At 40.5% G+C, this 25,381-nt stretch carries 23 protein-coding genes; 12 read left to right on the plus strand and 11 right to left on the minus strand.

The genetic code is table 11. The features are described from left to right. The first annotated feature begins 5 nt into the window (after nucleotides 1–5). The 5 genes from J7E57_RS17535 to J7E57_RS17555 all read left to right on the plus strand — a co-directional run bounded on the left by J7E57_RS17535 (nucleotide 6) and on the right by J7E57_RS17555 (nucleotide 3,493). A complete protein-coding gene (locus J7E57_RS17535; RefSeq protein ID WP_215131520.1) occupies nucleotides 6–605 on the plus strand; it encodes an HAD family hydrolase in 600 nt (199 codons plus the stop codon). A 2-nt stretch (nucleotides 606–607) separates the two neighbouring features. Next, nucleotides 608–1,246 carry a phosphoribosyltransferase gene (locus tag J7E57_RS17540; protein WP_215131521.1) on the plus strand — a complete coding sequence of 213 codons (639 nt, stop codon included), beginning with the start codon at nucleotides 608–610 and terminating at the stop codon, nucleotides 1,244–1,246. A gap of 42 nt (nucleotides 1,247–1,288) precedes the next feature. Continuing rightward, nucleotides 1,289–2,290 carry a DNA-processing protein DprA gene (locus J7E57_RS17545; protein ID WP_215131523.1) on the plus strand — a complete coding sequence of 334 codons (1,002 nt, stop codon included), beginning with the start codon at nucleotides 1,289–1,291 and terminating at the stop codon, nucleotides 2,288–2,290. Nucleotides 2,291–2,444: 154 nt separating this feature from the next. Continuing rightward, complete coding sequence (locus J7E57_RS17550; RefSeq protein WP_251029960.1) at nucleotides 2,445–2,906, plus strand: DUF4262 domain-containing protein; 462 nt, start codon at nucleotides 2,445–2,447, stop codon at nucleotides 2,904–2,906. A gap of 131 nt (nucleotides 2,907–3,037) precedes the next feature. Continuing rightward, a complete protein-coding gene (locus J7E57_RS17555) occupies nucleotides 3,038–3,493 on the plus strand; it encodes a hypothetical protein (RefSeq protein ID WP_215131524.1) in 456 nt (151 codons plus the stop codon). 117 nt (nucleotides 3,494–3,610) lie between these two features. Here the strand turns inward: J7E57_RS17555 and J7E57_RS17560 are convergent, their stop codons facing one another. Both J7E57_RS17560 and J7E57_RS17565 read right to left on the minus strand, forming a co-directional pair. After that, the gene (locus J7E57_RS17560; protein ID WP_215131525.1) at nucleotides 3,611–4,423 is read right to left on the minus strand and encodes a helix-turn-helix domain-containing protein; all 813 of its coding nucleotides are present in this window, start codon (nucleotides 4,421–4,423) and stop codon (nucleotides 3,611–3,613) included. Further along, on the minus strand, nucleotides 4,424–5,395 hold the full coding sequence (locus J7E57_RS17565; RefSeq protein ID WP_215131526.1) for an aldo/keto reductase: 972 nt from the start codon (nucleotides 5,393–5,395) through the stop codon (nucleotides 4,424–4,426). A 463-nt stretch (nucleotides 5,396–5,858) separates the two neighbouring features. Between J7E57_RS17565 and J7E57_RS17570 the strand changes: the two genes are divergently transcribed. Together J7E57_RS17570 and J7E57_RS17575 are read left to right on the plus strand one after the other, a co-directional pair. After that, the gene (locus J7E57_RS17570; protein ID WP_215131527.1) at nucleotides 5,859–6,767 is read left to right on the plus strand and encodes a leucine-rich repeat domain-containing protein; all 909 of its coding nucleotides are present in this window, start codon (nucleotides 5,859–5,861) and stop codon (nucleotides 6,765–6,767) included. A gap of 46 nt (nucleotides 6,768–6,813) precedes the next feature. Next, nucleotides 6,814–7,308, plus strand: a complete 495-nt coding sequence (locus J7E57_RS17575; RefSeq protein WP_215131529.1) for a hypothetical protein — start codon at nucleotides 6,814–6,816, stop codon at nucleotides 7,306–7,308. Nucleotides 7,309–7,327: 19 nt separating this feature from the next. Here the strand turns inward: J7E57_RS17575 and J7E57_RS17580 are convergent, their stop codons facing one another. After that, the gene (locus J7E57_RS17580; RefSeq protein WP_215131530.1) at nucleotides 7,328–8,179 is read right to left on the minus strand and encodes a helix-turn-helix domain-containing protein; all 852 of its coding nucleotides are present in this window, start codon (nucleotides 8,177–8,179) and stop codon (nucleotides 7,328–7,330) included. 119 nt (nucleotides 8,180–8,298) lie between these two features. Further along, complete coding sequence (locus J7E57_RS17585) at nucleotides 8,299–8,787, minus strand: hypothetical protein (protein WP_215131531.1); 489 nt, start codon at nucleotides 8,785–8,787, stop codon at nucleotides 8,299–8,301. A gap of 290 nt (nucleotides 8,788–9,077) precedes the next feature. Between J7E57_RS17585 and J7E57_RS17590 the strand changes: the two genes are divergently transcribed. The 3 genes from J7E57_RS17590 (at nucleotide 9,078) to J7E57_RS17600 (ending at nucleotide 12,169) form a co-directional block, all read left to right on the plus strand. Continuing rightward, nucleotides 9,078–9,665: a Crp/Fnr family transcriptional regulator gene (locus J7E57_RS17590; protein ID WP_215131532.1), complete on the plus strand. Its 588-nt coding sequence runs from the start codon at nucleotides 9,078–9,080 to the stop codon at nucleotides 9,663–9,665. A gap of 90 nt (nucleotides 9,666–9,755) precedes the next feature. Next, nucleotides 9,756–10,508 (plus strand): SDR family NAD(P)-dependent oxidoreductase, encoded by a 753-nt coding sequence (locus J7E57_RS17595; RefSeq protein ID WP_215131533.1) that lies wholly within the window; start codon nucleotides 9,756–9,758, stop codon nucleotides 10,506–10,508. A gap of 209 nt (nucleotides 10,509–10,717) precedes the next feature. Next, on the plus strand, nucleotides 10,718–12,169 hold the full coding sequence (locus J7E57_RS17600) for a PAS domain-containing sensor histidine kinase (protein ID WP_215131534.1): 1,452 nt from the start codon (nucleotides 10,718–10,720) through the stop codon (nucleotides 12,167–12,169). A 75-nt stretch (nucleotides 12,170–12,244) separates the two neighbouring features. On the opposite strand, the gene J7E57_RS17605 is transcribed toward J7E57_RS17600, so the two are convergent. The 7 genes from J7E57_RS17605 to J7E57_RS27475 all read right to left on the minus strand — a co-directional run bounded on the left by J7E57_RS17605 (nucleotide 12,245) and on the right by J7E57_RS27475 (nucleotide 24,239). Next, nucleotides 12,245–13,363, minus strand: coding sequence for a Gfo/Idh/MocA family protein (locus J7E57_RS17605; protein WP_215131535.1), 1,119 nt, complete (start codon nucleotides 13,361–13,363; stop codon nucleotides 12,245–12,247). 292 nt (nucleotides 13,364–13,655) lie between these two features. Continuing rightward, nucleotides 13,656–16,121, minus strand: coding sequence for an outer membrane beta-barrel family protein (locus J7E57_RS17610; protein ID WP_215131536.1), 2,466 nt, complete (start codon nucleotides 16,119–16,121; stop codon nucleotides 13,656–13,658). 109 nt (nucleotides 16,122–16,230) lie between these two features. Then, nucleotides 16,231–17,058: an AraC family transcriptional regulator gene (locus tag J7E57_RS17615; RefSeq protein ID WP_215131537.1), complete on the minus strand. Its 828-nt coding sequence runs from the start codon at nucleotides 17,056–17,058 to the stop codon at nucleotides 16,231–16,233. A gap of 218 nt (nucleotides 17,059–17,276) precedes the next feature. Continuing rightward, nucleotides 17,277–18,122, minus strand: a complete 846-nt coding sequence (locus J7E57_RS17620; RefSeq protein ID WP_215131538.1) for a sugar phosphate isomerase/epimerase family protein — start codon at nucleotides 18,120–18,122, stop codon at nucleotides 17,277–17,279. Nucleotides 18,123–18,247: 125 nt separating this feature from the next. Next, nucleotides 18,248–19,417, minus strand: a complete 1,170-nt coding sequence (locus J7E57_RS17625) for an efflux RND transporter periplasmic adaptor subunit (protein ID WP_215131539.1) — start codon at nucleotides 19,415–19,417, stop codon at nucleotides 18,248–18,250. Between the two features lie 12 nt (nucleotides 19,418–19,429). Continuing rightward, complete coding sequence (locus J7E57_RS17630; protein ID WP_215131541.1) at nucleotides 19,430–23,806, minus strand: CusA/CzcA family heavy metal efflux RND transporter; 4,377 nt, start codon at nucleotides 23,804–23,806, stop codon at nucleotides 19,430–19,432. A gap of 115 nt (nucleotides 23,807–23,921) precedes the next feature. Beyond that, the gene (locus J7E57_RS27475; protein WP_371823070.1) at nucleotides 23,922–24,239 is read right to left on the minus strand and encodes a DUF6660 family protein; all 318 of its coding nucleotides are present in this window, start codon (nucleotides 24,237–24,239) and stop codon (nucleotides 23,922–23,924) included. A 168-nt stretch (nucleotides 24,240–24,407) separates the two neighbouring features. Here J7E57_RS27475 and J7E57_RS17635 point away from each other — a divergent pair, with 168 nt between their 5' ends. Together J7E57_RS17635 and J7E57_RS17640 are read left to right on the plus strand one after the other, a co-directional pair. Next, on the plus strand, nucleotides 24,408–24,830 hold the full coding sequence (locus tag J7E57_RS17635) for an SMI1/KNR4 family protein (protein ID WP_215131542.1): 423 nt from the start codon (nucleotides 24,408–24,410) through the stop codon (nucleotides 24,828–24,830). A gap of 63 nt (nucleotides 24,831–24,893) precedes the next feature. After that, a complete protein-coding gene (locus J7E57_RS17640) occupies nucleotides 24,894–25,367 on the plus strand; it encodes a hypothetical protein (RefSeq protein ID WP_215131543.1) in 474 nt (157 codons plus the stop codon). Nucleotides 25,368–25,381 lie beyond the last annotated feature (14 nt).

Here is a 25,381-nt window from a genome sequence, read left to right on the forward strand (position 1 = left end):
ACGCAATGAAAAATGAAACAAACGAAGTAAAATATGAAATTGACTGTAAGATTACAACTGACGCGGTTTTATTCTTTGATTTGGACGGAACATTGATTTATACAGATGAAGCTAACTTTCTTTCATTTAATAAAGCAATACGATCAGTAACGAGTAAAGACTACAACCTAACCTATAATCCTAATGAGCGTCTTAATCGTAGCAAACTTAAAAATGCAATACCAAATTTAAGTAAAATCCAATACGAAAGAATAATCAAGAAGAAAGAAGAATACTACAAGGATTTTCTATACAAAACTAAACTTAATCCGGTAATTGCAAGCATTCTTTCTAAATATTCAAAAACGAATAAAACTGTCTTGATTACAAACTGCCGGGAAGAGAGAGCATTGACAGTTTTAAATCACTTTGGTCTCGTTGACAAATTTAGTAACATTTTTTACTGCCAGTTAATGAACAATAATGAAAAAATGAACAAATTCCAATATGCCATTTCGGAATTAGGAGTACAACCAAACTTAGTTATTGCTTTTGAAAATGAAGAAATAGAGATCGCAGATGCAAAACAAGCAGGTATTGAAATCATTAACCCTCAAGTCATATAAATATGAATAGTTTCAAAATTTATCCAAATAATTATTTAGGACAAGAGATACAAGCATTTTATCATTCTGATTACCACGGAGGAGATGCCGAACTAAGAAATATTGCTGGAACGATTGAAAATATCATTTGTACTCTAAAAAATCAATTTCAAGACAAAACCAAAGAGGCATTGACAAAAGCCGGAAATAATTTAATTCAAATTTTGAACGGCGATTTCCTACAAATTCTTCAAATAACAGGAAAAAACAACCTTACTGTTTGCGTTATTCCAAGGGCAAAAGCACAAAAGAATTACACCTCAACTCAACTAGTTTTTAAAAAAGCCGTAACCATTACCGCAACTAACTTAAACAGTTTTATAGATGGGACTAATTACATAATCAGACACACTGACACACGAACAACACATATGGATAGATCTGGATATGGAGGCGATGGTGAATTACCATATCCGGGTATTACAAAAGATACCTGTACAATATCTGATAATGTGAAGGGAAAAGATATTTTATTGGTAGATGATTTGTACACAAAAACGGTAAATATTGATGAAGATGCCCTTCAGGCGTTGTTAGACAAAGGTGCAAATTCCGTGTTATTTTATGCTTTAGGTAAAACAAAATCAAGAAGTATCGATTGATCGTTTTAATACTTTATTAAATTTGCATAACATATAAAGAAAATGAAATACACAGAAAATTCAATAAATATTTTAACTATTAAATCTTACAAGGGTATAGGGAATGCGTGGATTATAAAAAATTTAAAAGGAAATGAGAATGTTGAAACCATTATTTCTTTACTAAACAAAACAATCAAAGGAGAACCAACCACAGTAAAAGAATTTGAATCTCTAAAAAAAGATTTTGAAGCAAAACTTACACAAAAGTTTGAAAATTGTTGCGATGGCTTTGTCGCTTTAGGTGATCACAATTTCCCAAAATATCGTGGCAATGTAAAAGAAAGTGAGCGACCTGTTTTCCTTTACTACAAGGGAAATATTAACTTATTAGGTTTTGAAAATAAAAACATTTCTGTCATTGGACTTTTGAACCCGATGGGCGATATTGAAGAAAGAGAACGGACTATTGTTGATCAGCTTGTTAAAAATGGGGCTACAATAGTCAGTGGATTAGCGTTTGGTTGTGATAGCATTTCCCACCAGCAAGCATTAGAATCTAAAGGGAGTACTATCGCTATTTTGCCTAGCCCTCTGAATAATATATTGCCAGCGAGAAACAAAAGTTTAGCATTTCAAATTGTAGAAGAAGGCGGGCTACTTGTTACAGAATATGGTAATGATTTTAAAAGCGCAATGGAATTGAGTAGCCGGTATAAAGAACGTGATCGTCTACAAGCATTGTTTTGCGATACAATAGTATTAGCGGCAAGTTATGCAAGGAATTCTGCTGAGCTATGGAAAATATTCGGACAAAAACTTGATAGTGGTGCGCGTTTAGCAATGAATTATGCAAAAGACTACAACATTCAACGTGCTGTAATGTATGACAAAAATATGGATCAAAATAACCCAATGTTTGATTTAAACAGAGAGCTTATTGAAGAACAGAAAGATATTGTAATTATAACACAAAAAAATGTCTCAGAAACCGTAAAGGCTTTAACGAATAAAATTTCAGCTTTGAAAAGTGAAATAACAGTTCAGAAAAACTTATTTGACTAACAAAACATTAGTAAAAAAGCAAATTATAGTTGATAAAAATTAATCTTTAACAGCGCACGCATGCAGCGTGTGTCACTAAAATCAATCCGAATATCTAATAAAATCTTACTTGCCCATATTTAGATTATCTCCTATTTTGCAAAAAAGTTCTGTCATGAAGATAACTGAAGCGCAAAAGAAAAAATACTTCCAAAATGTCAATGATAATATCCTTAAAGATGGCTATCATACAACTGCTGTATTAGAAGCAGAAAATTCTACACCTTTTGCTTACTCAACAGGGATTTATGAGAATTTCAAAATCCCTGAATTATTTATTTCAGGTCTCGGACCAAACCTTTCGGGGCAATTAATTAAAAATTATGCAGATCAATATAAACTTGGGCATGTTCCGCTAAATAAAAGAATTACAGACTTAACGGAAAGATTTCCAGTATACTTTATTAAGGTCACCAATGAAAGTTTATCTGATTATGTGTTATCTTCAATCAGGCATTACGAGGACAAAAAATATGAGTATTTACAACTTGTATTTCCTGATTTACATGGAAATTTCCCAAATGAGCCAAACTATGATTATGACCAGAAAATTGTTGGAGAATTCGAACCAGAATAAAATAGCAAACAACAAGGGTTTACTGCTATTGGATTGATTGCGAAATTCATTGCAGTATTTCAATTGTACTTTAATCACAAATTGACTTTGCATTTCGATTTTCCACCTACCGCAAAACTACAACCGACCCTATGGGATATTATTTACAGACATTTATTTGCAAACAAGATGATGCAGGTTTATTGACCAATCATTTAGACAAAGCCCTTAAAGTTGACCTCGACCAAGGACTTTGCCTAATTCCTATGACAGAAGAATTGTTTGATCAAATAAATAATTTCGAGCAATCTAATACTGCTGATAGGTTTGAATTTTTGACAGACCATATCGAAACTAAGATTTTACAACTCATTGAAAACAAAAAATTTGCTTATGTTGAAACAGCATATTTTGGCGGCCAAGGTGGGCAAATTGCAATTGTTTGGGACAATAATAAAAGGGATAAATTATTATCTTTTAGCCAAGGCAGAATTAATGATGTTTTAAAAAACTTTGGAGTACTTACTGAAAAAGGGCTGGACGAATTTACAACATTAGGATTTGGCATTAAAAGACATACAAGAGATTGGCTTGAAAATACGGACTAGGGGAATATCGTATAAGGTCTTGGGCCGGAGAGCTGATATTAAAACTTTAGCTAGCGCCAGTCTTATTGCCGCTACCTAAAAACAATGGACAGAATCTGCTTTCTTTAAATCCACACCTTACGCATTTAATGCTGTAGGTGCCATACCGAACTTCTTTTTGAAGGAATGTGAGAAGTGCGACAGGCTTTCGAAGCCCAGGTCGAGGTAAATGGCAGAAGGTTTTTGATGTTTGCTTTCGATGAGGTGTTTGGCTTCTGTTAGCCGTTTATCCTGTAGCCAATGGCGGGGTGGTGCACCGAATGTTTTCAGGAAATCGCGTTTAAAACCGGCCAGGCTGCGACCAGTAAGCTGCGCGAATTTTTCGATGGGCACATTAAAATGAAAGTTGCTCAGCATAAACTTTTCCAGGTCTATTTTATAGGGTTCTGAAAAGTCGAATAAAAAGTTACGCAGTGCCGGTAGGGCAAGTAACAGTAGTTTAATTCCTTCTTTCACTTTCAAAATGCCCATTTCATTGCTCATGGTGGCACCCGAGCTTCGGGCATAGGGAACAATAGACTGGAAATAGCCCTCTAGGAATTCATTTGATGGAATCAGGATATTTGGCGGGCCAATGTATTTATGGTCTGCTGTTAACTTTTCTTCCAATACGATTTTGCGCAAAAGGTCTTCCTGAAGGGATATGACGATGGTTTCATAGTTTCCTCCCGGCAGTGGTGTTTTGGTGAGCGTACCCAGCTGGTTTTTGCCAATCAACAGCAGTTCTCCTCCGGTCATCGAAATACTTTGCCCAGCGGTTTCTAAGGTGAACTGCCCCGACACCTGCAGTACCAGGGTATGGTGGTTCCAGAAACACACTTTTTCTTTCCGCAGGGCAGAGAGGTAAGAATAAAAGATCAGGCCTGGGAGGATTTCTGCTGGATTGGTCATTTAACGTTGTAAATAAGTACCGCCACGTATGGCACCTATTGCAAAAGTAGTATTTAAAGTGTTCATTTCTTGCGGTGTAAATACAATATCGAGCGCTTTAATATTTTCGGGCAGGCGCGATCTGCGGCTCATGCTCACTAAAGGCATGATATGATCGCCCTGCTCCTTTACCCAGGCAATAGCAAGCTGTGTAGGTGTACAGCCTTTGTTGTGCGCCAATTGTTTCAATACTTCTACTTTTTCGAGGTTGTGAACCAGGTTTTCGCCCTGAAAACGGGTGAAATGGTTATGGTAATCATTTTCTGCAAGTGGCGCTTTCATGTCGCCGGTTAATAAACCTTCTGCGGTATTGGCGAAGGCCACTACGGCAATGCCCAGTTCTTTTGCTGCAGGCAGCAGCTCGTTTTCGATCTGACGGTCGGCCAGCGAATAGCCGATTTCCAGCGCACTTATGGGGTGGGTTTCATTTGCCTGACGAAGCTGATCAGCCGTAATTTCAGACACACCAATATGACGCACCTTACCTTCTTTAATCAGGTCGGCAACCGTTCCAATGATGTCTGCTACCGGTACGCTATCGTCCATTCGGCAAGGCTGGTAGAGGTCGATGGTTTCGACACCCAAACGCGTTAGCGAGTAATTGATAAAATTTTTGATCGCCATGGGCCGAAGGTCTAATCCCAGCCACTGGCCGTTGTGAAAGATGGCACCGAATTTTACGCTGATAAAGGCATCATCTCGCCGGCCTTTAATTGCTTTGCCAATTAACATTTCATTATGGCCGGCACCATAGAAGTCACCTGTATTTAAAAAGTTAATGCCATTATCTAATGCTTCCTGAATGGTGGCAATACTTTCTGTTTCGCTGGGTGTAGCACCACCCCATACAGAAGACATACGCATACAGCCCAAACCAAGTTTAGATACGAAAGGGCCATTTTGACCCAACTGAATTTTTGTGATGTTGTTCATGAAACAAAGATCAGCATTCGGAACACCCAAGACTTTCCTCTACGGCTCAAATATTTTGCTTGTATGGCTCAGCTGTTTGAGGTAATGGTTTTAGCACTTATCTAGCGCAAGTCTTGTGTCAAGCCCAATGCAATGGGCAGACTTGTGTTTTCACTAAATTAACACCTAGATCTCTTTGAGAAGACCTTGATTAATTATTATCGTGCATGCACAATCATCTAGCCCATTAACCCATTCTAAGATTTGCACTTTAAGGGAAAATTAATAACTTGTAGTAACTAAATTAACAATCATGCTCAATCTTAACTTTTCCAATCTAAAGGCTTTTAAATATCCGAACACGGATAACGAATACTCCAAAAATGCAACTGTTACTTTAGCTGATTTACCCAAAAATCATTACTAAGAATTTAATAGATTACGAGTTAACTATATTTATAAGAAAAGCTAGCATCAGGCTACGATGAAAAACATTTTTACAATTATTTTATGCACGACCCTCTGCTTTAGTGGGTTTTCACAGGAGAAATCATTTCGCCCAACCTACGTTTATGAAGGGTTTATTAAAACGGAAAAAGGAGAAAAGCTTAGTATCAATATGAATTTTTTAGTCTTGTTAGATTCTACATTGGTAGGCTCTTATTATTATTCTCCAAAGAATGGCGCTCTTGGTTTAGTTGGGCATCTTAATTCTAATCAGACTTTTTCACTTGTAGAGCGAAATGAAAATGATAAAATAACCGGAGAATTTAAAGGAAGATTATCCGCTGATAAAAAAACAGCTGTTGGGAAATGGGTTTCTCCATCAAATAATAAAACATTTACTTTTGAAGTAAGACTGGTAAAAGATAAGTCGTACTGGGATTTTATCCGAAAAAACAGAGCTCTACATGAATATAATGACTTAAATGTAGCAATAAACGAATTTGATAAGGTATTAAGTATAGATGTAGCCAGCCAAGGAATAACTAGCCTGCCTAGCAAAATCACCAAACTAGAAAAGGTTGTTTCTTTCAATTTGCTGGGAAACAGACTTAATGTCTTTCCTAAAGAACTGGGTAAACTTACAAGCCTTGACGAAATCTCATTAAGCAGCAACCAAATAGAAAATATTGGACCTGAGATTGGCAACTTAAAGAACTTAAGAATATTAATATTAAACAATAACAAATTGCAATCTTTGCCTAAAGAACTAGGTAAACTTACAAACCTACTTTATCTCGAACTAGACAATAACAAGCTAACATATTTACCTGAAGAAATAAAATACTTATCAAAATTACAAGAACTACACATTGAAAGAAATAAGCTAACAACGGCAGAAAAACAAAAAATCAAAGCAGCATTACCAAATTGCATTGTTCACTTTTGAATATCACTCAATTTAGTGCATTCTTAGTGCAGCCGTCCAAAACAATATGAACCGGACTAAAAGACATAGGGGACTTAGACGTTATTATAAAAACCTTAGGGTAAAAAACAGCAACTGGTCTGGATTGAACTTCGATGACCCAGAACATGCCTGGTTTGATTTATGGCACACACATTTTGACTGGTGTGGTTATGGCAATAATAGTTTTAAAAAACGCAAACCTCATCTCGACAAACTATTTAGACATTTTGATCTACTCGAAGAAAAAGCAAAGTCTTTGCAAACTGATTATCAAATATGGGCAACATTGATCGATTTTGACAGTTATAACGATGCCTTATTTCTACACACACCCAATCCGAACCATAACAACTTTCCATGGGCGATAAAAGACCTTTCTAAAACAACTACTTTAACCAACAAGGAATTAAACCATTACATTGATGGCCTGACAGGCTATGAAAAACGATATGGACATGCAGATGAGGCCTTCTGTGTACTTTTCAAGAAAAACATTGGCGTCGCTGTAGTATCCATCTAGCATTCTTAGCGTCGCGGCCTTAGCCCTTCTGGCGTTCCCGAAAATCACTGGGTGTGCACTTATACCTATCGCGAAAGCTTTTGGTGAAATTGGCCAAATCATTATAGCCGCAATTAAAAGCAATGTCTTTAATCCTTTCGTTTGAAATTAACAGCATTTCGGCAGCTTTTTCGAGCCTTTTGGTTTTGATATAATTGGCCGGTGTATCGTTGTAATGTCTGGCAAATTCGCGTTTAAAAGACGATAAACTCAAATTATTCAATTGTGCCAGGGCTTCGATACTGAGCTGCTCAAACAGGTTGGCCTCAATAATTTGCTTAAAGGTATAGGTAGTAGGCGAAAAAAGCTGTGCAAATATGGTTTGTATGGCCCGGGCATTAGCGGTTTGGGCCAGCAGCAGGATAATTTCTTTTAACTTTAAAACCAGGATATCTTCGTTAACCAGTGCCGGATGCTGAAAATAAAACAGCAAGCCTTCGATATATTTTTCGATTAAAAAACTGTTGTTTAAAACTTCGACACTTTTGTTCGAAACCATCCGATCGGATGCATGAAGTATAACCGGCAGCTCCCGATCGTAGATCCGCTTTAAAATATCGGGATGAAAATTAACGACCATAATTTCGTTAATTCCCCCTTCATTTAAGTTACTGATGGTTTTGCTGGCTTGGATACAATTTAAAAACAAGGCATGTTTATGCGGTATGTTTACCCGGTCTTCGTCGCGGTGATATTGCATTTCACCCTGTAACATGTACAAAAAGCAGGCATTATCGGTAATGGGAAAATCGAAGGTAAAAGGTGCCTTTATCCTGATGTTTTGGATAATGGATTTACCAAACAAATCGTATTTTTTATGGTCAATGATCATATTAAAAAAACCTTCAGCTATAAAAATAGAAAAACTAATGCATGGTTTGGCTGTTCTTCGCCCATGCATTAGCTTATCCGGTATAAAAAGATCCTTTATCCCAAAATCGCATTTTTGATTTACTGTATTTTAACCGCATTGCGCTGTTTAATGTACTGGTAAATGGCACCAGCAACAAATGCGATTAAGAGCACGAGTAATGTTTGGGTAATTACAGGATCGGTAGGATTTTTAGCCAGTGGATGCCCCAGCGGAACCCGGGTAAAGGTTTCGTTCACGGTAGGAATGAGTGACAGAAAGAAGCTAAAAGAGAGTAAAAAATTCTCTATATAACGGGCCCTATTATTGGTACTTCGCTTTACCGAAAGCCAAAAAGCCACCACCACTAAAATAAAAATGAATACCGAAAAAATATGTCCGGGATTAAAGCCCCCATGTTTGGAGATCCCCAATGCAGTTAAAGCCGTAACAGCAGTAGTATAAAAGTATATTTTACCGCTAAGCTGCGTTAAATCAATTTTGCCAAAGCGTATAAATGAAATGATTGCTGCTGCAATGGCCACGATACCAATGAAGGTATGAAAAATTCCTAAACCTGATAGTCCCATAGTCTTTTTTGTTGTTATGTAATTGTTGTTACAAAAGTGGCTATAGTAAGGTTAAGGCGTTTTGCTTATTCGTTCAATTAATTGGTAATCTCGTTCAAAAATAACCAGGTGTGCTGCCGCTGGCCTAGAGTAATAGACGGACCTGTATTTTCGTTTTGGCAGGCAGGACATTATTTGACGATTGACGAAGTACCTTTTCCTGCAACTGAGCAGAACAAGTTGAATAATTAAAAAGGCAGCAAAATAAGCTGAAAGTTTTATTTTTGAAGATTCTCCTTAAGAAACTAAAGATGGATAATTTTCAAGCGCTGTTCGATTACGTTCAAAAACTCTCTGGCAAAACGCTTTCTGTGGAAGAAAAGCAAATATTTATCGCACATTTCAAACCCAAAAAAATCCGTAAGCGACAGTACTTTTTACAGGAAGGGGATGTATGTAAATATACTGGCTTCATTGTGAAAGGGGCTGCCAAGACGTTTACGGTGGATGAAAAAGGGCATGAACATATACTAAAATTAAGTATTGAAAACTGGTGGTTAGCCGATTTTGAAAGTTTTTACAAGTTAACACCAAGTCGCTTTAATATAGAAGCGCTGGAAGATATGGAAATCTTACAAATCACCCATAACCTGGTAGAAGAATTCATAAAGCCTATTCCTGCCTTTTCAGCGATGCAGAACGTGCTGAGTCAAAACAACACCATAGCTGCCCAAAAAAGGATGCAGTCTTCCATCAGTCAAACTGGCGAAGAACGGTTTCAAGAACTCGTTAACGATTACCCTCACTTTATACAGCGGTTCCCGCAAAATTTAATTGCTTCCTACCTGGGTTTAACACCAGAAACCTTGAGCCGGATCAGGAAGAACTCCTCAAAATAGATTGATCTTTGTCAAGCTTATTTAATGATTTTTGATAAGATGCAGTCCGTTGCGCAGATGCATCTTTGGATCAACATTAATAATAAGATCATGAGTAAATTAAAAAACAAAGTGGCCGTAGTTACAGGCGGCAATAGTGGTATTGGATTTGGTATTGCTGAAGCATTTAAAAGTGAAGGCGCTGCCGGAGCTATTGTCGGGAGAAATCACCTAACGTTAGAACTTGCTGCTGCTCAACTGGGCAATGATTTTATAGCCATCAACGCAGATGTAACTAACCTTGCCGATTTAGAGCGGGTTTTTAAAGATACAGCCGAAAAATTCGGCAAAATAGATGTACTGGTAGCCAATGCCGGTGCAGGAACAACCGGAACAGTGGCAGATGTGAGCGAAGCTGACTACAACAAAACCATGGACCTTAACCTGAAAAGCGTTTACTTCACTGTACAAAAAGCGTTACCATATATGAATGATGGCGGATCTATAATTCTTATCGGGTCGAATGCCGCACACCGGGCATACCCATCATTTGGGCTTTACGGCGCTGCAAAAGCTGCGGTGATCTTTTTGGCGAAAAGCTTTTCGAACGACTTGTTAGCAAGAAAGATCAGGGTAAATGTAATCACACCGGGTACTACAGATACGCCTGCATTTGATAAGTTCGTTCCCGTAGAACAAATCGATGCTGTGAAAACACAATTTGCAAGCGTAATGCCGATAGGCAGGATCGGGCAGCCCTCAGACATTGGTAAAACCGCGGTTTTGCTTGCTTCTGAAGAATCTTCGTTTTTGCTTGGCACAGAAATCCTTGTTGATGGTGGCATGACCTACTTAGCTAAGTAATTTCTTATTCACTGGTATGCGATCAAACCCGTACCAGTGATTACTAGTTGTTAAGGAATCAGCAATAAAATATTGAGGAAAGAAACACGTGACCGTCCTGAATTTACTTGTCGTTTCATTACGGGCATGCCATATGAAAGGCAGTTTATCTGTAACAGCTAAACATATTCGGCCTGTAAAATGTTATCACTCTATTAGCTGAAATTGTTATGCAAGAAAATAGAGCGCAAGATAATTTTGAGAAACGGTTCAAAGAATGTGATGATAAGTTCAACGCTATATTTAAACTTACCAGTGTGGCCTCAAAGATCATCCGGTCAGACCTGACCATCTTAAAGGTGAATAAGGCGCTTTGCGAGCTGTTGGACTATCCGCCAGAACAAATTGAGGGAACAAAAATTCTGGATCATGCCTGTGAAGAACATATCGCACACTGGCATCGCCTCCAGGAAGAGATCTGGTCCAGACAGGTGCCATTCTTCAAGCTGCAGGCATGCCTGTACAGAAGAGACCGCAGCCGCGTATGGGTTGATGTAACTACGATCCTCTATAATGATCAGGGGGAAACCTTTGGATTTACTGTACTGGACGATATTTCCGGAATGAAACAGCTTAAGGAGAGCCAGAAACGCCTGAACCTTGCCCTTAAGTATACTGGTACAGCTATCTGGGAACTGGACCTTGAGACAAAGGAAGTTTTTCGTTCCCGTGACCATGATGAAATCTTTGGCTACCCGCAAAGGCAAGCGCATTGGACCCTGGAAAGCTACTACCCACATATATCAGCAAATGATCTCCCAGTGTTTAAGGAGGCCCTAAACAATATTCAGGCAGACGGCGGCGTAGACGTCCAGGTAAGGCTAAACAGAGCAGATAGCAAGCTTCAATGGCTGAATATAAAGGGCAAAACTGAAACCAATAAAGCGGGTAAAGCCGTGAAACTGGTCGGTGTTATTAACGATATCACTAACGACAAAATTATAGAAAGGCATAAAGACGATTTCATAAGTATTGCCAGCCATGAGCTGAAGACCCCGGTTACCAGCTTAAAAGGATCAGTGCAAATGTTGCAACGGGACGCGAACCGGCAATCTGACCGTACCAAGCGGTTGGTTGCGCAGGCAAGCAGGGGCATAAACCGGATCTCACTGATAATAGACGATTTGCTCAATGCCGGTAAAAATTATCGGGATCAGATAGAACTACGGAAAACGAACTTCAACCTGTTTGAGCTGGTCGAGGAAATAGTCGAACTGTTTGCTTCCACCGATGTCCCGGCAGTAACGATAAGAGGAAAAAAAAACATAATGGTCCATGCCGATTCAGAGCGGATCGGCCGGGTACTTACTAATCTGATCAGTAACGCAGTCAAATATGCTCCAGGCACTGCAGAGATAAAAGTTGGGCTCATTGATCATGAAACCCACGTTAAAATCTCCGTTATCGATAAGGGCCCCGGGATTGTTGCCGAAAAGATCCCCTTGCTGTTCGATCGGTATTACCAGGCAGCAGGGCAGCAGGAGCAAAATTCAGGACTTGGGCTAGGCCTGTTTATCTGTGCTAACATCGTTCGTAAACATGGCGGGGAAATCGGTGTGGACAGCGTGCCTGGCGAGCGTACCGGTTTTTGGTTCACGCTTCCAAAATCGGCAGGCAGTTAAGTTAAATCAGAAATATATTACTTTGTGCACCGTATGGCTGGATAATCCCAGAATCTGTTTTAAAATTTCCTTTGGCTAAGCAGTTAGCTTGACCTTTTTTCCTGTTTTTACGGCCTGGTAGATGGCATCAATAATTTTAAGATCTTTCAAGCCTTCTTCGCCGTTTACAGGGACTATCGGCTTGGTATCTTCAAAAATAATAGTTGCCATTTCATCCATCTGTACAGTTTGATGCGTAGTGATGGGCTGCGTGAGTTCACCCTGATGTGTTCTACCCTTTATCGGGCCATAACCGGTAGAAGGTTGCATTTCTGCAAATCCTTTGTCGCCGCTCATAAAAAATCTATCCAGGTAATTAATGTTATAACTAGACAAGCAGGAGGCTACCGCACCACTCGGAAAACCCAATTGAAATTGTATGGTTTCATCCACACCTTCTTTAAATTTTACGGGGTCGGTCTTGGTTTCCTGGGCCGTCACCCAGATCGGCTCTTCGCCCAGCATATACCTGGCCCCGTTAATTGCATAGATTCCAATATCCATCATTGATCCCCCGCCGGCAAGCGCTTTGTTTAATCGCCATTGCGTAGGATCGCCTATTTTAAAACCACATTGTCCCTGGAAAAACCTGATCTTACCGAAATCGCCCGCATTTCTCATTCGGATCACCTCTAGTGTACGGGGTTCAAAATGCAGCCTATAGCCAACCAGTAACTTTACGTTTGCTTTTTTACAAGCATCAATCATCTCTTGTCCCTCTTTGGCATTCAATGCCATCGGTTTCTCGCATATGGCATGTTTTCCTGCTTTTGCTACACGGATAACCTGACTATGGTGCAGTGCATTTGGCGTAATCACATAAATCGCATCTATATCCGGATTATTTTTTACCTGATCGAAGTTATCGTAGTTATAACAATTCTTTTCGGGGATGTTGTACTTCGTTTGCCATTCTTTAATTTTTGACGGCGTACCGCTAATTACACCGACCAGTTTCGCCTTGGTACAGGCTTTCATAGCCTCTGCTACACGGCTGCCATATCCACCTAAACCCATAATGGCTACTCGGAGCACCCTACCCTGGTAAGGCTGTTCGATCTGATCAAAAGCGTTCGCAAATGCCGATATCGATCCCAATTGCAGCATCAATGCTGATGCACCCATTTTTTGTAAAAAATCTCTTCTGGTATTCATATTTATCCTGTAGCTATGTACCTAATTAGCAAAAATTTAAGCAATATGTGCCATTACCCAATTTCACCGCTTAATTAACTGATTTACTTCATGATACCAAACACCTGCCAGTTACATTTAGTTTTCACGATATGATTTGCGGCCTTGTCTAAACTACAAAATAATTACATTTTAATCTCAAAAATCTCCCAATTCCTTTCAGGTGTTTAGCAACTTCCATTCTATTTTTGGAAAGCTGGCAACATAGACCCACTGGGGGATGATCTTCCGCAGAAACCCATAGTCTGCCACCTTAAAATTCTTTATCGCCGAATTCGCTGGTAGGAAGTTTGGATTTACCGATAAGTTTGTTCAGGTTAAAGCTGAAATTCAGGATGAACACATCGGTTTCATAAATATAGTTGGTGGTGGTGTAAAAATCTTTTCCAAATGTTGTTATCCGTTGTCTGTTTGATTGGTTCATGCCAAGATCCATATTCTGCCACTGTAGGGTTGCAGAAAAACGTCCATCCATAAATGTTTTCTTAACAGCGGTATTCGGAACCAGAAATTTTGAATCTTCGCCCTGCGCAGTCGGTCGCTTTGATAAATAATTCACATTTCCCTGCACACTCCAGGTTTTGTTCAGTTTAAAACTGGTATTGGCATTTATAGAGAATACCCAGTTCGCATTATTTACTACCGAACTGCTGCCCAGCACATTTAAATCCCCAGATACCTTATAATTATAAACGTTACCGCCGAGGTATAGGCTCCACCATTTAACAGGTTGGAGATTGGCCCCTAACTCCAGACCAAAAGAACGTGCTTTTTCTGCATTTGTAAATACCCGGTTCAAGATCGTATCTGCATAAACACTGTTTACACGCTGTATTGGATTTTTGATATTCTGATAGTAGAGGGTTGTAAAAAAGGAGCCCTTTTTGAAGGTTCTGGTCAGTCCGAGTTCTACAAGATCGATAAAAGATGGTTTTAGGTCTGGGTCACCCTGTTCTAATGTTTCGGAGTGTTCTCTTTCAGGTATAGGGTTAAGCTCATAATTATTAGTACGCTGGATCCTTCTTGAATAGCCAGCCTTTAACTTCAGCCCATCATTAACATTGTAAAGCAGGTTCAGGGAGGGGAAAAGGTTAGAAAGGTCTAGCTCATGAACTGCAGGATCGTAAGAAAGATTTAACCTTCTGGTGGCATATTCGTAACGCAGTCCTCCAATATATTCCAGTTTATCCTGTTTGCCCGAATACTGCGAATAAACCGAATGGATCTGGTTTTTTGCGCTTGCACTCCCTCTAAACCTGTTGGCATCCGGCTGCGAAATGGCAGGGCTTACAAAATATTCAAATTGTCCATCCTGGGTATCGTATCTGAACTGATAACCGCTTTCGAGTTTCCCTTTACCAACATTAATGGCGTAATCTAACTTAAACCTGTAACCATTTATCGGGTTCTTATATGGATTAAAAACGTACTGTATAGTATCGGCTGTATTGGGATAACCAAGATTTCTGTTCCTGGTATTTCCATAAAGATTTGCATTTTCATATAACAACGAGGCTGTCAATGAGGATTTATCCGCAAAAGTATGGCTATAATCCAGATTGCCCAGCGTAAAAGTGCCATCTTTTGTCTGCAGGTTAGAATTGTAATAAGTGGTTGACTTAATGGGAAGCCCTGTTGAAAGATCTGAGGTACTATTGGTGTAAATCAGGTCTGCAAGACGGGCCTGATAACGCTTTCCACTAAAAAAACCAACAGAAAAAGAGTTGTTTTTATCCAGGGTATAAATGGCAGATAGTCTGCCTGCATAATTATATTTATCAAAACTACGTTCACCGTTCGAGGGAAAACGTGTAATGGTATTATTGGTAAAATTCTTGGTAAACACATCTCCTTCGCGGTAGCCCGCATTATCATTTCTAAGATAATTTCCACCTACAGAAATATCCCATTTATCTTTTCTGAAGTTCAGCGTAACATCGCCCCCAAAGCGCTTGGGCTTTTCCTTATTGTCATAGTCAGTTGTACTTGGAAGTCCGGCCTGGGCATTGGCTGTCAAGGTAAATCCATCGTTAGCACCTTTCTTGGTAACAATATTGATAATACCGGCCTTTCCATCAGGATCATATTTTGCCGAAGGAGAGGTAATCAGTTCTATATTCTCGAGGCTGTTTGCAGGTAACTGGCTTAAAACAGTCTGCGCATCGGTAAGTACGGGCTTGCCGTTCACGAGCACAAGAAATCCGGTTGATCCCCGAACACTGATCTGTCCCTCTCCGTTAACAGCAACAGAAGGCAGGTTCTTTAACACATCAATTGCGGTTCCACCTTTTGCACTTTCAAACTGGTCTGCGCGGTAAGATTGTTTGTCGATCTTATTGGAGGCATTTACCTTTCCACTGCTAATGTTCACCTGACTTAACAACTCGCTGGTTGGTGTAAGCGTAACCGAACCCAGGTTAACTATTCTTGTATCATTAATGTTTACAGGAATAAACCTGTTCTTATAACCGATGTAAGCTATTTTCAATACATATTGGCCAATCTGAAGCTTACTGATCTCAAATGCACCATTAGGCCTGGTTAATACACCTCCAACTACTGTCGAATCTGTTTTTTTTAAGAGCGCCATACTGGCGTATTCGAGCGGTTGTTTGGTCTGCTGATCGATTAGAATGCCCTTAAGGGTAACATTTTGAGCCTTGATGGTTTGGCTAAAAAAAACAAGTAAAAGAAGCGCGATGGATCTGGAGAGTTGCATGAACGGTATAAAAAATGATTAAAGATCTTCTATTGTTAATGGATATTAAATACCGCAAAGAAGCAGGTAAAATTCTTTTTCTCACGGTACATTTGAAAATAGTATGGTATTAAACAAGGCTTGCCCGATAATTTTGGGGTGTGAAACCTGTGAATCGCTTAAAATACTTCACAAAATGTGATGCATCATTGAAACTGAGGTCAAAGCTTATTTCGGCAACCGTGTTATCGGTATAGATCAACAAACGTTTAGCTTCATTGATAATAAATTCTGAAAGTACCACCGAAGCAGCGGTATTCATTTCTTTCTTACATGCCAGATTGAGGTTCTGTGGAGAGGTATTCAATTTACCGGCATAATGGGCAACACTGTTTTTTAACTGTTTTTCCTGGCTCAGAATTTCACGGAACTGATAACACAGGCCATTGCCATCCTGCTTTCTACCTGCAGGCAATAGTTCGCCTTCCGATTGGATTTTCCCCAACAATGCCTTTAATAATCCTTCTACAACAGTATGAGATGAATGATCAGCTCCATCAACCTCATCTACAAGCAATTGAAAGATCTTATTAAGGGCTGATGCATTTTTCAATTGCAGAACGGCATTCCTGCTCAATTGCAGTAATAGCCTGCTAATCTCTTTGTCAATACTCTGATCAATAAAGCCCTTTTTAATGATGGCAACATAGCCCTCTGGTTCAGATGTAAGCTCCCAGTAATGCATTTGTTCCTTCCTTACAAAAAAAACACTATTAGGAAAGATCTCATAAGCCTGCGAGTCTATGTAATGAAAACCGCTTCCGCTGGAAAGGTAGATGATTTCGAAATAGCTATTGTGCTTGTGCGGTGTAGTGATGCGTACGCCTTTTCTAAATGGCGACACCTTGAGCATCCTATTTTCCTGAATCTTGTTTTTAACGATAATCGGCATGCTCATGTGCTAAATTTAGACTTCTGCAGAACCCGCTGCAAAATCGTAAATTGCATGTATTGAATTCTTCGCATTAATGGTTTTCACAAATATAGTATCATTCAAGTATAGCTCCTAGTAAGATTACGCGCACAGATCCTTTCCAAACAGGGGTATAAATTGATATGCGGTCGAAGGAAAAGACCGCATATCAATTATGAATTTATCATTAATTGCAAACAGAACTAACGGGTACCATCGCAAACACCCCTAAAATAGCCAACAGATTCAGCTATTCCTGCCAGGGGATCTTTCATGTCTTTTTCATACTCTAAACTACAGCAGCCCTGGTAATTGACCTTTCTCAGCATTTTTACGAATGCAGGGATATCAATTACGCCGCGACCGAGTTCACAAGTGGTACCTTCATTTGCTGCTACAGTTACATTCTTTAAATGCATATCGAAAATACGTTTCGAGAATTTCTGAAGGTCTGCAACCGAATCGCGCCCATCTCTTTTGTTATGCCCCATATCAAAGCATATACCAACACGTTGATCCAGGTTTTTAATGAGATTGTAGATGCTTTCTGCATTTGGATATAGTTTATCCTGAGGTCCGTGATTATGAATGGCATACCGAATATTATATTCTTTTGTCTTTTGGGCAACATACTCCAGGTCAGCATGCGCTGGAATTCCGATCAACAAATCAACACCAACCCTTTTTGCATAATCGAATGCATTGTCGATCTCTTCTTTATTTTTGGTGTATATAGGGCCTACAGCATATCCTACTACGTTATTATCCTTAAGTTTAGCATGAAAGGCAGCAATTTCTTCTGCTGTACTTTTAAAAGGCAAATGAAAGTCTTTAATACAGAGGTAATGTACATCAACCCTTTTCATCATTTTAAGCGATTCGTCAAGGTTAAAGTTAAGGAAGCTATAACCGGCAATTGCTAATTTAAAAGCGTCTTTACCCGCGACATTACCTTTAGCAGGCGCTGCAAAAACTGACGGGGCGTTGACCAGCGTTGCCGCAGTTAGCCCCAATATTCCTGTTTGTAAAAAATTTCTTCTTGTAGTCATCTTAATTTATCTGGCGACTAAAGTTAATATTTAAATTGGTGCAGTTCAAACGTGCGAACAGATCTTTTAAAAAAATGAATGGTTATTTACGGCATCAATTTCTGCCAGCTATAAAGCTTCAACATCTAATGCCCCTCACCTTCATCAGCATTCTTTACCTTGCTCAACAGATCGTAGGCACCTTTTGTCACCACCTTCATATTATTGATCTGCCCAGCAAAAGAAACCTGGGTGTAGCCATTTTCGGCAACACCTGTTTTTACCTCCATCATCTTGTACCGGTAAGTGTTCAGGCCCTTACCAGCAGGCTGGTCTATAAACACGAACTTTTTGCCTTCAAACTCAACAATAGCCGCATCGGGTAGTGCTTCAACCTTGTTCATTCCACTTTCTACATAAGCCTTAAGGTACATGCCAGGAAGCAACTGTGTATCCTCCTTATCCAGGTGGCAGTGAATTTGCACGGTACGCTCTTTGCTAATTTCTCTGCCGATGAGGTAAACTGTAGCCATGCGTTCTTTTTCTTCATTGGCCAGTACAAAGCGAACTTTCTGCCCCAGCTTAAGCTTGGGTACATCCTTTTCAAATACCGTAAGCTCTGCATGCAGGTGCTCGGTATCGGCAATTTTGAACAATACATCAGTGGTGCTGGCAAAGGCACCTATATTGGTATTCACCTGCGTAACGTAACCCGCCATTGGTGTATAGAGGTTAAAGGTTTTCTGGATCTGTCCTTTTTCCAGTGCCGCAAAACTGATGTTCATAATGGAAAGTTTTGAACGCTGCCCCAGCAATCTTGCACTCACACTCTGGTATTCGCTCCTTGCTTTCTGAAGTGCTTTTTTGGAATTTACGTTTTCCTTTGCCAATTCTTCCTGGCGATCGAGCTCCTGCTTTAAAAACTGCAGCTGGCTTTTATAGTCCAGGTAGTCTTGTTGCATCTGAATGAATTCCGGATTCTGCATTACGGCTACGAGCGCCCCTTTGGCTACCCGTTTTCCCTGTAGCATATCAGTACTTTTTACAATACCTTCCAGCGGTGTGGAAATAGATACCAGGCTTTGCGGGGGAAGATCAAGCATACCGTTTACTTTCGTTGTTCCGCTTAATTCCTTCAACTCAATTTCTCCCAGGGTAATTTCTGATAGTTTGTGCTGCTCTGGGGTAAGGGTTACAATATCGCTCTCTTCGTGAACGGTCTCTTTTTCGGGTTCCTTTTCTGCACTAGGGCTGCTACAGCCAGCCAGATAAAATGGAAAGGACAGCAGGATAAGATATTTATATATGGATCTCATGAGATTTATGCTTTAAAATGAGTTGTTGTTACCGGTTAAAAATTCAATCTGGTTGATGCTCTGGCTTAGCTGGAGCAGAGCCATCAGGCGCCCCTCGTAAATACCATTTGCCTGTTTAAGGTTTAACAGGTATTCCGAATAGCCTATTTCTCCGTTCTGGTAGGCAATGCGGCTATTTTTTAATATCAGTGCCGCATTGGCTAGCGCCGAAGTGATAAAATAGTCGTAACGTTTCCTGTTTTTCAGGTATTCGCCCAGGGCTTGCTGGTACTGGCCTGTTAGTTTTCGCTGATGGAGCTCCAGGTCGTTCGAGGCAATATCCCTGTTAATGGATGCGGCCTTTGCCTTCGCAGAATAGGCGCTGTAAAATAGCGGAATGGAAAGCCCCACCTGAAAGCCCTGAAAACGTTTGTCGCGGCCAAAGAAAACATCGCTGCCGTTAACGTTTTGAAAACCGGTTAGCGACTGGTTGAAATAGCCCAGGGTAAAATCGGGCATTGCTTTAGCAAGCTCTACTTTTCGCTGTTTTTCCGCAATCACAATCTGTTGCCTGAAATAGGCAATGGCTGGATTTTCATTTAGAAGAGCCGTATCTCCGATCGAGATCTCGGGTGTTTCCATTAAAAACTTGTCGGCGATTAGGGGTAGCTCACTCCTGCCAAGAAGCGTAGCCAGCTGCGTTTTATAAATTTCGATATCAGAACGGTCTTGATCGAGCAGGTTCTGCACATCTTTAAGTTGTGTCTCTGCGGCTACCTTTTCAAGCAGGTTGCCCTCACCCGTTTTGTACTTTAGCGCAGCTGATTTTACAAAACCCTTATAGATGCTGTCTTGCTCGAGCAGCAGTTTTTCCTTCGAATAGAGGTACTGAAGATTGGTGTAAACCGTCTTCACCTGAAAAATGAGTTCGTTTTTACTTGAAGCCATCTGAAGCAGGCCTGATTTGATACGTTCATCCCCTAATGCAGCATTTGCGGCGAAAAGCGTTGGGAAGGGAATGCTTTGCGAAATGGTAAAGTTGTTGTCGTTTTTGATCAGGCTGTTGTACTGTCCATAGAGCATAGACACTTCAGTTTTGGGCATTTCGAAGGCGCTTTTCCTGAGTGCCTGTTGCAGCCCTACACCAAGGTTAGCCCCGCTAATCGCCCTGTTGTTTTCCAATGCCGAAGATACTGCCTGTTCAAGGGTTAACGCAGTTTGGGCCTTAGCAGGCTGCAAGCCAAACAAGGTAATAGACATAACAATTATGCCTGCTACCGGAGCAATTCTTACTTTTTTGCGGCCCATTTTTTCTACCCAGATATAAAGCACTGGAAGTACTAAAAGGGTCAGCAGTGTAGCAGAGATCAGTCCTCCGATAACAACCGTTGCCAATGGACGCTGTACCTCAGCACCGCTTCCGCCCGAGATGGCCATAGGAAGAAAGCCCAGAGAGGCCACAAGGGCTGTCATAATCACCGGGCGAAGCCTGACCGAAGTTCCTGTTCTGATAATTTCGAGAATATCGTTCATTCCTCCTTTTTTTAACCTGTTAAATTCACTGATAAGCACAATACCATTCAGTACCGCTACACCAAAAAGCGCAATAAAACCTATGCCTGCGGAGATACTAAACGGCATACCCCGTACCCATAGGGCAAATACGCCACCAATGGCCGACAATGGAATTGCGGTAAAAATTAAAAGCGCATGTTTAATTGATGAAAAAGTAAGATAAAGCAACAGTAAAATGAGCAATAGTGCCAATGGTACGGCAATACCCAATCTTTTGGTGGCTGCTTGCAGGTTCTCAAAAGTACCGCCAAAGGTTGGATAATAACCCGGTAAAAACTTAACCTCTGCATCAATCTTCTGCTGGATTTCCTTTACAATACTTTCCACATCCCTTCCCCTTACATTAAAGCCAACGGTAATCCGTCGCTTTGCATCATCGCGCTGGATCTGGTTTGGCCCTTCCCTGTACTGGATATCAGCCAGCTGTTCCAGCGGAATCTGGTTGCCATTGGGTGCAGTTACGAACAGGTTCTTCACATCCTCAAGCGACTGCCTGTTTTCTTTTTCCAGGCGTACAACCATATCGAATCGCTTTTCGCCCTCGAATACAAGGCCAGCTACCTCTCCTGCAAATCCCGAGCGGATAGCCGTATTCACATCTTCGATGTTCAGTCCGAACTGCGCAATCTTTTCTCTATGGAATTTAATGATAACCTGTGGAAGTCCCGAAGCTTGTTCCACATAAATATCCTCAGCACCTTCGATTTTTCTGGCTATAGTACCAATCTTAGCTGCATAGGTACTGAGTTTCGAAAAATCCTCTCCATAAACCTTTATTACCACATCCTGTCTTGCCCCCGTCATTAGCTCATTAAAACGCATCTGAATGGGCTGCTGGAAACCGAAAGTAACCCCAGGAATATACTGCTCAAGCTTGGCCTGCATCTTTCCCGCAAGCTCGTCTCTGGTCGAAGCATTTGTCCAGTCGCCTTTATCCTTTAAGATAATGATCAGGTCACAGGCTTCTACCGGCATAGGGTCGGTTGGAATTTCGCTAGAGCCAATCTTTCCGATCACCTCTTTTACTTCAGGAAAATTTGCCTTTAATACCTTCGCAGCCCGTGTAGCTGCCTCAATGGTCTGAGAAAGACTGCTCCCGGTAAGCACCCTGGTTTCTACGGCAAAGTCGCCCTCCTCTAGCGTGGGAATAAATTCGGCGCCCAGGTAATTGAAAATAATGAGGCAAATGGCAAATAACCCTATTGCAATGCCTACAACGGCCACCCTTGCCCGAATCGCAAAATTGAGCATTGGGGTATACACGCTTTGAAAAAAAGACATGATCCTGTCTGAGACATTTCTTTTGGTGCTGATGGTTTTGTTTAGAAACAGCGCGCTCATCATCGGCACATAAGTTAACGACAAGATAAAAGCGCCAAGGATAGCAAAAGTCACCGTTTGGGCCATTGGCCTGAACATTTTACCTTCTATACCAACCAGTGCCAGAATCGGCAGGTAAACGATGAGGATAATGATTTCGCCGAAAGCGGCACTGTTACGGATCTTGGAAGCAGATTCAAAAATCTCTGCATCCATTTCCTGCTGGCTTAACCTGTTTTTGTTTTTTCGGATACCCAGATGGTGGAGAGATGCCTCCACTATAATTACCGCTCCATCTACGATTAACCCAAAGTCTATAGCGCCAAGGCTCATCAGGTTTCCGCTGACGCCAAAAAGGTTCATCAGGCATATGGCAAAAAGCATAGCAAGTGGAATAACCGAGGCCACAATCAGTCCGGCACGGAAATTCCCCAAAAGCAGTACCAGTACAAAGATCACAATCAATGCGCCTTCTGCCAGGTTTTTGGTCACCGTACCAATGGCACTGTCGACTAGTTTTGTGCGGTCGAGGAATGGCTCAATAACCACGCCCTCTGGAAGATTCTTTGCAATCTGGTCCATCCGGGTTTTTACATTTGCAATAACCTTTGAAGAGTTGGCACCTTTTAGCATCATCACTACCGCCCCTACTACCTCGCCCTGATCGTTTCTGGTCATGGCACCATACCTGGTGGCCGCACCTATCCTCACTTCAGCTACATTTCGGATCAGCACGGGAATGCTATTCTCATTGGTCCGTACAACGATGTTCTCAATGTCCTCGATACTGTTGATGAGTCCCTCGCTCCTGATAAAATAGGCATTGGGTTTCTTATCGATGTAAGATCCGCCAGTGTTCTGGTTATTTTTTTCAAGTGCCCTAAAAATGTCGCTGATGGAGATATCCATACTTCTGAGTTTGTCGGGATTAAGAGCAATCTCATACTGTTTGAGGTATCCCCCAAAGCTGCTTACATCTGCTATACCCTCTACGCCCAGAAGCTGGCGGCGAACAATCCAGTCTTGAATGGTGCGGAGCTCGGTGGCATCATATTTTTTTTCATATCCTTTTTTGGGATGGATTACGTACTGGTAAATCTCTCCCAGTCCTGTTGTTAATGGTGCAACCTCGGGTATGCCGATCCCCTTTGGAATGGCTCTTTCTACTTCGGCAAGCCTTTCGCTCACCTGTTGGCGGGCCCAGTAAATCTCTACATTTTCCTTAAACACCACTGTTACAACTGAAAGGCCGAATCTGCTAAAGGAACGGATTTCTTCTATTCCGGGAATTGTGGCCATGGTTTGCTCTACCGGATAGGTTACAAAGCGCTCGATATCTTCTGCGCCGTTGCTTGGTGAAGAGGTAATAATCTGGACCTGGTTATTGGTAATATCGGGAAGGGCATCTATGGGCAGCTGCCTAAGGGAGTATATGCCCCAGGCAATCAGCGCCAGTATCATAATTCCCACCAGCAGTTTCTGCCTGATGGAGAATTGTATTATTCTGTTCAGCATTGTCGTTTAAATCAAAAATCAATAAATAGCAGGGCATCATTGCACCTCATGGTGCAAAATTGTGCATGTAAAAAAGCATGCTTTTCATGGATAGCTCCATGAGATAAAAAATTGATTAAACGAGTTTAGGCGGTTGCCAGATATCGAGTGGTTGTTTTTTCAATGCCGAGCACTGGAAAACCGGGTATGGTTTACGGAATACCGGAACAATCAGATCTGTTAACTTTTCGGTTGGAAAGTGCTGACCGACAGAGCAGCAGGCACAGCTGCAGAATGGCGGACAGGATTCTCCATGCATATGCTCAGCTTTTGATTGATCGCTGTGCACAGTGCTTTCTGTGTGAGACTTGGAAACCATATCTTCTTTGTCCTGGCAGGGCATTAGGCCCAGAAGGATCAGATAAAGAGAAAAAAGGAATACAAAGTTTTTCACTAAGGGCAAATGTAATGATTAATGTTTTTAATTCATAAAGCCCGTTTTCATTTTAATTCCTGTCCTGTTTTGATGGTTAAAAAACCAACTGTCTATTTATTAATTGATAACCACTCCCAATGAAATTAATATCTTGTGGAACTAAATTAATAATCATGCCCTATCTGTATGGAAAGATTTGAAGAAATACTAACAAAATATAATTTTACCAAACGGGCCAACAAACCAAAGACCACTTTTGAGGAAGCTGAAAAAATAATAAACTTCAAACTTCCTAACGATTATAAAACTTTTGCTTTAAATTATTCGGGACTTGAAGGCTTTATTGGGGAGCAATATGTTAGACTTTGGGACTTCGACGAAGTAATTGAAATGAATATCGACTATCAAATTTTTGAGTATTTACCGAACACATTAGCAATTGGGGGAAATGGTGGTGGAGAATACATTGCAATAGAACGATTAACTGATAATAGTTTAAGATTTGTGTTATCTCCCTTCCTAATCGAGGAAGAAGCACATATTGAAATAGGAATTTCTTTTACCGATTTTTTAGAACGTTTAGAAAACCGAAAAGTATGGTTTGAATAATTAAATTACATATCACTAACAAACCGACCTAACGTTAGAAAAGAGAATTAGACTATAACGCCAATGATCATACTTACGTTTAAAGATTGGGTTTTAACAGTTGATCACGAATACACGAGATCAACCTATGCTGCCGTTGAAAATGGTAGTGCAGAGGATTGTAATTGTAATGATTGCCTGAATTATATTCAGAACAGAGGCAACATATTCCCAAAGCAGGTTAAACGTTTATTCAATCAACTTGGTGTAGATTACCACAAAGAAAGTGAGGTTTGGCGAATGTGTAAAGAAAATGACGGTACACACCGCTATAGTGTAATATTTCATTTTAAAGGAAGCTTTGAAGGCACTGATTGTTTAGTCTCACTTAATGGCTCACAAGCAATTAAACTAAATCCTGTAACAGATTCTTTTAAAATCGGTTTCACCAAGGGCGATGATCTAACCTACTTTAAAGATAAAAATGATCTGATTCAGATTGAAATTGAAATCATGGTGCCTTGGGTTATCGATAGAATGTTAGAAAGCGAGTGGTAGTTTCTTATCCAATG

The organism is Pedobacter sp. ISL-64, assembly GCF_018613605.1.
GTDB lineage: Bacteria > Bacteroidota > Bacteroidia > Sphingobacteriales > Sphingobacteriaceae > Pedobacter.